4 protein-coding genes are annotated in these 7,422 nt (G+C 66.7%); 2 read left to right on the forward strand and 2 right to left on the reverse strand.

Features of this window, described 5'->3' with window-relative positions; genetic code table 11:
- The first annotated feature begins 80 nt into the window (after positions 1–80).
- Positions 81–1,283 carry a BaiN/RdsA family NAD(P)/FAD-dependent oxidoreductase gene (locus tag SAZ01S_RS22660; protein WP_084584603.1) on the forward strand — a complete coding sequence of 401 codons (1,203 nt, stop codon included), beginning with the start codon at positions 81–83 and terminating at the stop codon, positions 1,281–1,283.
- A 243-nt stretch (positions 1,284–1,526) separates the two neighbouring features.
- Complete coding sequence (locus tag SAZ01S_RS22665) at positions 1,527–3,458, forward strand: TonB-dependent receptor plug domain-containing protein (RefSeq protein ID WP_245825149.1); 1,932 nt, start codon at positions 1,527–1,529, stop codon at positions 3,456–3,458.
- A gap of 132 nt (positions 3,459–3,590) precedes the next feature.
- Here SAZ01S_RS22665 and metH read toward each other — a convergent pair whose 3' ends face one another.
- Positions 3,591–6,191: a methionine synthase gene (gene metH, locus SAZ01S_RS22670; RefSeq protein ID WP_084584605.1), complete on the reverse strand. Its 2,601-nt coding sequence runs from the start codon at positions 6,189–6,191 to the stop codon at positions 3,591–3,593.
- A gap of 144 nt (positions 6,192–6,335) precedes the next feature.
- Positions 6,336–7,382, reverse strand: coding sequence for a homocysteine S-methyltransferase family protein (locus tag SAZ01S_RS22675; protein WP_084584606.1), 1,047 nt, complete (start codon positions 7,380–7,382; stop codon positions 6,336–6,338).
- Positions 7,383–7,422: the final 40 nt, after the last annotated feature.

Here is a 7,422-nt window from a genome sequence, read left to right on the forward strand (position 1 = left end):
ACATCCTCGACACAAAACGCCGCCGGCATCCCGGCGGCGTTTTGCTGTTCGGCGCCGGAGAACCGCGCTAACGCCCCCGCATGACCACATCCCTCGGCACCCATGACGCAATCCTCCTCGGCGCCGGCGCGGCGGGGATGTTCTGCGCCGCGATGGCGGGCCAGCGCGGGCGCAAGGTATTGCTGCTCGACCATGCCGAGGCGCCGGGGAAGAAGATCCTGATCTCGGGCGGCGGGCGGTGCAATTTCACCAATCTCGGCACCGCGCCCGATCGCTACCTTTCCGCCAACCCGCATTTCGCCAAGTCGGCGCTCGGCCGCTACACCGCGCAGGATTTCCTGGCGCTGGTCGAGCGCCACGGCATTGCCTGGCACGAGAAGACGCTGGGCCAGCTGTTCTGCGACGGCTCGGCACGGCAGATCGTCGACATGCTGCTGGGCGAATGCGCGATGGGCGGGGTGACGCTGCAGCTCGAAGCGAGCATCACCGAAGTCGACCATGCCGATGGCCGCTTCCGCGTGACCACGAGCAAGGGCGTCGCCGAGGCGCGCGCGCTGGTCATCGCCACCGGCGGTCCTGCCATTCCCAAGCTCGGCGCCACCGGCTTCGCCTACGACCTTGCCCGCCGCTTCGGCCTCAAGGTCGTCGAGCCGCGGCCCGCGCTCGTCCCTCTCACCCTGGGCCCGGACCAGGCGCTGTTCCGCGAGCTTTCCGGCGTCTCGACACCCGTCGCCGCGCGCGCTGGCAAGGCGACATTCCGCGAGGCGGCCTTGTTCACCCATCGCGGCCTGTCCGGCCCGGCGATCCTGCAGGTTTCGTCCTACTGGAAGCACGGCGAGTCGATCGCGATCGACTTTCTGCCCGAGCAATGCAAGGGCTGGCTGCGCGAGGCCAAGCGCACCGAGCCGCGGCTTGCGCTGCGCAGCCTGCTCAATCGCCTTCTCCCGGATCGCCTAGCATCCACGCTCGCCGAGCGCATCGCACTGCCGTCGGAACTCGGCAATTGCCGCGACGCGCTTCTGGACAGCGCCGAGGCGCAGCTCGCCGACTGGCGCTTCCTTCCCAACGGCACCGAGGGCTTTGCCAAGGCGGAGGTGACCGTCGGCGGCATCAGCACCGCCGATCTGTCCTCGCAGACAATGGAGGCGCGCCGCATGCCCGGCCTTTATGCAATCGGCGAGGCAGTAGACGTTACCGGGTGGCTCGGCGGATATAACTTCCAATGGGCGTGGGCGAGCGGCTGGGCAGCCGCACAGGCGCTGCGCACTTCTCCTGTTGCGTAAATGGCACGGAACGCTGCGTAAAGTTTCGCAAGTCGAGGATTTTGTTTGCAAAGCTTGCGTTCGTTCGGCCAGACTTCTGCGCATGATCAGCCATGATGCTGGTCTCGGGGGACTTTTCAGGTCAAAATGACGGTTCGGTGCGTATTGGCAGTTGCCGCGATGGCCTGTCCTGTTTCCGCATTGGCGCAACAACAGCAGCCGGACTCGGGCGCTAGTGCAACAGCATCGCAGGCGGCGACGGGCGTGCTGGTGTATGGGCCCGAATTCTTCGCGAATACCGCGCTGCCGACCGCGCTCGACATGGTGCAACGCCTGCCCGGCTTCACGCTGGATGCCGGCAATGGCGATGCGCGCGGTCTGGCCGGCAACACCGGCAACGTGCTGATCGACGGCAAGCCGCCAGCCTCGAAGACCGATGGCCTGGGCGAGATCCTGCGCCGGATCAGCGCCGCCAGCGTCGCGCGGATCGAGCTGATCCGCGGCGGCGCCCCGGGCATCGACATGCAGGGGCGCGCAGTGATCGCCAATGTGGTGCTCAAGCGCACCGCCGCCACCGAGAAGCTGATCAACTTCCAGAGCTATATCTATCGCGACGGCTATGTCGGCCCCGACGTGACGCTGCAATATGCCCGGCGCGACGGCGACCGGCGCGACGAAGTCTCGCTGGAACTGATCAGCGACCGCACCAGCGGCACCGCCCAGGGAAGCCGCGTGCGGCGCGATGCAGCCGGCAACCTGCTGGTGCGGCAAGACCTCGACCTTTGGGATCGCGACCGCACGGCGACCCTGCGCTCCTCGATCCGCCGCGCCGCCGGTGGCGGGCTCCTCACGGTCAACGGGCGGTTCGACTATCTCGATTACCCGACCAGCTTCATCGCCACGACCACCGAAGGTTCGGGCAGCAATACCAACGCCACCGACATCACCCGGCAATGGAAGGGAGAACTCGGCGCGAACTGGACGCGATCGCTGGGTACAACGAGCGAATTGGAAGTGATCGCGCTGCAGCGGCTGGGCCATATCAGCTATGATTCGGCGACGCAGATCGGCGACTTCGCATCGACCTTCGGCCAGCAGTCGCGGAACGGCGAATCGGTGCTCCGCACGATCCTGCGCCACAAGGCGAGCAAGACGCTGTCGTTCGAAGGCGGCGGCGAGATCGCCTACAACTTCCTCGACAACCGCACGACCTATACCGAGGAGGGACTGCCCGCGCCGCTGCCCGACGAGAAGGTCTTCGTCAGCGAAATTCGCGGCGAGCTGTTCGGGCTGGCGCGCTGGCAGCCCTCGGCGCCGGTGACGCTGGAGGCCGGGCTACGGACCGAAGTTTCGCGCATCAAGGCCGACGGCGACAGCCCGCGTGCCCGCTCGTTCTTCTACCCCAAGCCGCGGGTGCAGCTGACCCTGCGGCCGACCGCCCACGACCAGCTGCGGCTGCGCGTGGAGCAGAGCGTCAGCCAGCTCGACTTCACCAATTTCGTCGCCGCCACCGAGATCAACCTCGGCACCGTCCGCGCGGGCAATGCCGATCTGGTGCCCGAGCAGACGCTGACCTTTGAAGCGGTGGTCGAGCATCGCTTCTGGGGCAAGGGAGCGCTGGAACTCGGCGCCAAGCACGAAGCCACGCGGCACGTGATCGACTATATCCCGCTCGAGGGCGGGTTCGATGCGATCGGCAATATCGGCACGGGCACGCGCGACACGCTGTCGACCACGCTGACCCTGCCGTTCGACAAGCTCGGCATCAAGAATGCGCGGCTGCGCGGCAATGCGTCGCTGGTGCACAGCCACGTCACCGATCCGCTCACCGGCGAGCGGCGGCGCTTTGCCAACGAAGTGCCGTTCACCTGCAGCGGCAGCTTCAGCCAGGACCTGTTCGGCGGTCGCTTCACCTATGGCGTGTACGGGAGCTGCGGCCAGCCGGACGCGCGGCTGTATCGCGTCGCCGAGTATCGCACGACCGAGGTCCAGCCGAGTGTCGAGATCTACGGGATCTGGAAGCCGAGCAAGAAGCTGGCGATCCGGTTGGACGCCGGCAACCTGATCAATGCGGCACAGCGCTATGGCCGGGACGTGTATCCCGGCGAGCGCAACGGCTCACCGCTGACCTACCACGAGCGACGCGTCCAGCGGCGCGGGCAATATATGTACGTGCAGATCCGCCGGACGCTGTAGGGCTGCCGCCGCACCACACCACAGCCGTCATTCCCGCGAAGGCGGGAATCCATTCGCCTGTGCGGGCGCAGATGGAGCCGAAACACCTGCGCCAATGGATCCCCGCCTTCGCGGGGATGACGGTTAGGATCCTCAGTCCAGGTTGGGCCGCAGGTAGCGCGTCGCCAGTTCCTCGCTGATGCCGCGGCGGACCGCATACTCCTGGAGCTGGTCCTGCCCGATGCGGGCCACGCCGAAATACTCGGCCTGCGGATGCCCGAAATAGAAGCCCGACACCGCCGCCGTCGGCAGCATCGCGAAGCTTTCGGTGAGGCTGATGCCGGTGCGCTTGTGTGCGTCGAGCAGGTCGAACAGGATCGGCTTGAGGCTGTGCTCGGGGCAGGCGGGATAGCCCGGCGCCGGGCGGATGCCGCGATACTGCTCGCGCACCAGCGCCTCATTGTCGAGCTGCTCGCCCTCGGCATAGCCCCAGAGCGCGGTGCGGACGAACTGGTGGAGCCGCTCGGCGAACGCCTCGGCCAGGCGATCGGCCAGCGCCTTCAGGAGGATATCCGAATAGTCGTCGATCGCCGCCTTGAAGCGGGCGAGGTGCGGTTCGATGCCGTGGATCGAGACGGCGAAACCGCCGATCCAGTCGCCGTCATGATCGATGAAGTCGGCCAGGCACATGTTCGCACGGCCCTCGCGCTTGGCGATCTGCTGGCGCAGGAACGGCAGGCGGACGTGATTCTCGTTCTCGAGGTGGACGATCACATCGTCGCCCTCGCGGCGACACGGCCACAGCCCGGCCACGCCGCGCGCGGTCAGCCAACGCTCGGCGATGATCTTGTCGAGCATCTTCTGGGCGTCCGCAAACAGCGAAGTCGCGCTCTCGCCGACCACTTCGTCGGTGAGGATCGCCGGATAGTTGCCGGCCAGCTCCCAGGCGCGGAAGAAGGGGGTCCAGTCGATATAGTCGCGCAGGTCCTTCAGGTCCCAGTCGTCGAACGTGTGCACGCCCGGCATGCGCGGCTTGCCCGGCTTGAGGCTCATGTCCGCCTCGAACGCATTGGCACGGGCGTCTTCCAGCGGCAGCAGCTCGCTCTGCCCCTTGCCGGCGCGGGCTGCACGGACATGCTCATATTCGTCCGCCACCTTGGTCACGTACGGATCGCGCTGGGTGTCCGAGACCAGCGCCGTCGCCACGCCCACCGCGCGGCTGGCGTCGAGCACATGCACCACCGGGCCGGTATAGGCCGGGTCGATGCGCAGGGCGGTGTGGACGCGGCTGGTGGTGGCGCCACCGATCAGCAGCGGCATCGTCATCTGCGCGCGCTGCATTTCCTCGGCGACGGTCACCATCTCGTCGAGGCTGGGGGTGATCAGGCCGGACAGGCCGATCATGTCGGCATCGTTGTCGATCGCCGCCTGCAGGATGTTCGACCAGGGCACCATCACGCCAAGATCGACGACCTCGAAGCCGTTGCACTGGAGCACCACGCCGACGATGTTCTTGCCGATATCGTGCACATCGCCCTTCACCGTGGCGAGCACGATCTTGCCCTTGCCCTTGGCGCCTTCTTCCTTCTCGGCCTCGATATAGGGGAGCAGGTGGGCGACCGCCTTCTTCATCACGCGCGCGGACTTCACCACCTGCGGCAGGAACATCTTGCCCGAGCCGAACAGGTCGCCGACGACGTTCATGCCGTCCATCAGCGGGCCCTCGATCACCTCGATCGGGCGCGCGAAGGTCACGCGGCATTCCTCGGTATCCTCGACGACATGCGCGTCGATGCCCTTGACCAGCGCGTGCTCCAGCCGCTTGGCGACCGGCCAGCTGCGCCATTCGGCCGCCTGCTTTTCCGCCACCGCGTCGGTGCCGCGATACTTCTCCGCGAGCGCCACCAGCCGCTCGCCGGCATCGGGATCGCGGTTGAGCACCACGTCCTCGCACGCCACCCGCAGCTCGGGATCGATCGCGTCATAGACGTCGAGCTGACCGGCATTGACGATCGCCATGTCCATGCCCGCGGGGATCGCGTGGTACAGGAACACGCTGTGCATCGCCCGGCGCACCGGCTCGTTGCCGCGGAAGCTGAACGACAGGTTCGACAGGCCGCCCGAGATATGGACGTGCGGGCAGCGCCTCTTGATCTCGCGGCACGCCTCGATGAAGTCGACGCCGTAGTTATTGTGCTCCTCGATCCCCGTCGCCACCGCGAACACGTTGGGATCGAAGATGATGTCCTCGGGCGGGAAGCCGATGCCGGTGAGCAGCTTGTAGGCGCGCTCGCAGATCTCGACCTTGCGCTGCTGGGTATCGGCCTGGCCGACCTCGTCGAACGCCATGACGACCACGGCGGCGCCGTATGCCATGCACTTGCGGGCATGGGTGAGGAACGCTTCCTCGCCTTCCTTCATGCTGATCGAGTTGACGATCGGCTTGCCCGAGACGCACTTCAGGCCCGCCTCGATCACGTCCCACTTCGAGCTGTCGATCATCACCGGCACGCGGGCGATGTCCGGCTCGGCGGCGATCAGCTTGAGGAAGGTGGTCATCGCCTCGACGGCGTCGAGCAGGCCCTCGTCCATGTTGACGTCGATCACCTGCGCGCCGTTCTCGACCTGCTGGCGCGCGACTTCGACCGCGGCGGGATAGTCGCCAGCCATCACCAGCTTCTTGAAGCGGGCCGAGCCGGTGACGTTGGTGCGCTCGCCGATATTGACGAAGTTGGTGGAGGAAGGCGTGGTCATGATCTGGGTTCTTCTTCTCTCCCTCTCCCCATCGGGGAGAGGGCCGGGGAGAGGGGCAGTGTGTCGTGGGTCGCGTGGGGAAGAAGGGCAGCGTCCTGCCCCTCTCCCAACCCCCTCCCCGGAGGGGAGAGGGCTATTACTCGCTCACGCCGCCATGGTGAACGGTTCGAGGCCGGCGAGCCGGGTACGCACTTCCGGCGTCGGGATGCTGCGCGGGCTCAGCCCCTGCACCGCCTTGGCGATCGCGCCGATATGCGCGGGCGTCGAGCCGCAGCAGCCGCCGAGGATGTTCACCTGCCCCGCATCGGCCCATTCCTTGACGAGGCCCGCCGTGGTGACCGGCATCTCGTCATAGGCGCCGAGTTCGTTGGGGAGCCCCGCGTTGGGATAGACCATGATCAGCGTGTCGCAGAGCGCCGACAGCGTCTTCACATGCGGGCGGAGCTGCTCGGCACCGAACGAGCAGTTGAGCCCGATCGTCACCGGCTTGGCGTGGCGCACCGCGTGCCAGAAGGCCTCGACCGTGTGGCCGGAGAGGTTGCGGCCCGACAGGTCGGTCAGCGTCATCGACAGCATGATCGGCAGGTCGCGGCCGAGCGCCTCGCCCGCCTCGATCGCCGCCATGATGCCGGCCTTGGCGTTGAGCGTGTCGAACACCGTCTCGATCAGCACGAAGTCGATGCCGCCTTCGACCAGCGCGTCGATCTGCTCGCGGTACACGTCCTTCAGGTAATCGAAGTCGATCTCGCGATAGCCGGGATCGTTGACGTCGGGGCTCAGCGACAGCGTCTTGTTGGTCGGCCCCAGCGCGCCCGCGACGAAGCGCGGGCGGCCGTCCTTGGCCTCATACTCGTCGGCGATGCTGCGAGCGAGCTTTGCGCTCTCGATGTTGATCTCGCGCACCAGATGCTCGGCGCCGTAATCGGCCTGGCTGATCCGGTTGGCGGAGAAGGTGTTGGTCTCGGCGATGTCGGCACCGGCCTCGAAATAGGCGCGGTGGATCGAACCGGGCACCTCGGGCTTGGTCAGCGCGAGGATGTCATTGTTGCCCTTCTGGTCATGCGCAAGGCCGAGATTGCCCGCATAGGCGGCCTCGTCGAGCTTCCAGTTCTGGATCTCGGTGCCGAACGCGCCGTCGGTGATCAGGATGCGCTTGGCGGCTTCGGCCAGCAGTTTCTCGCGTGCAGTCATGTCAAATTCCTACTTTAGCCCCTCCCCTTCAGGGGAGGGG

Origin of the sequence: Sphingomonas azotifigens NBRC 15497, from assembly GCF_002091475.1 — a bacterium.
GTDB classification, from domain to species: Bacteria; Pseudomonadota; Alphaproteobacteria; order Sphingomonadales; family Sphingomonadaceae; genus Sphingomonas; species Sphingomonas azotifigens.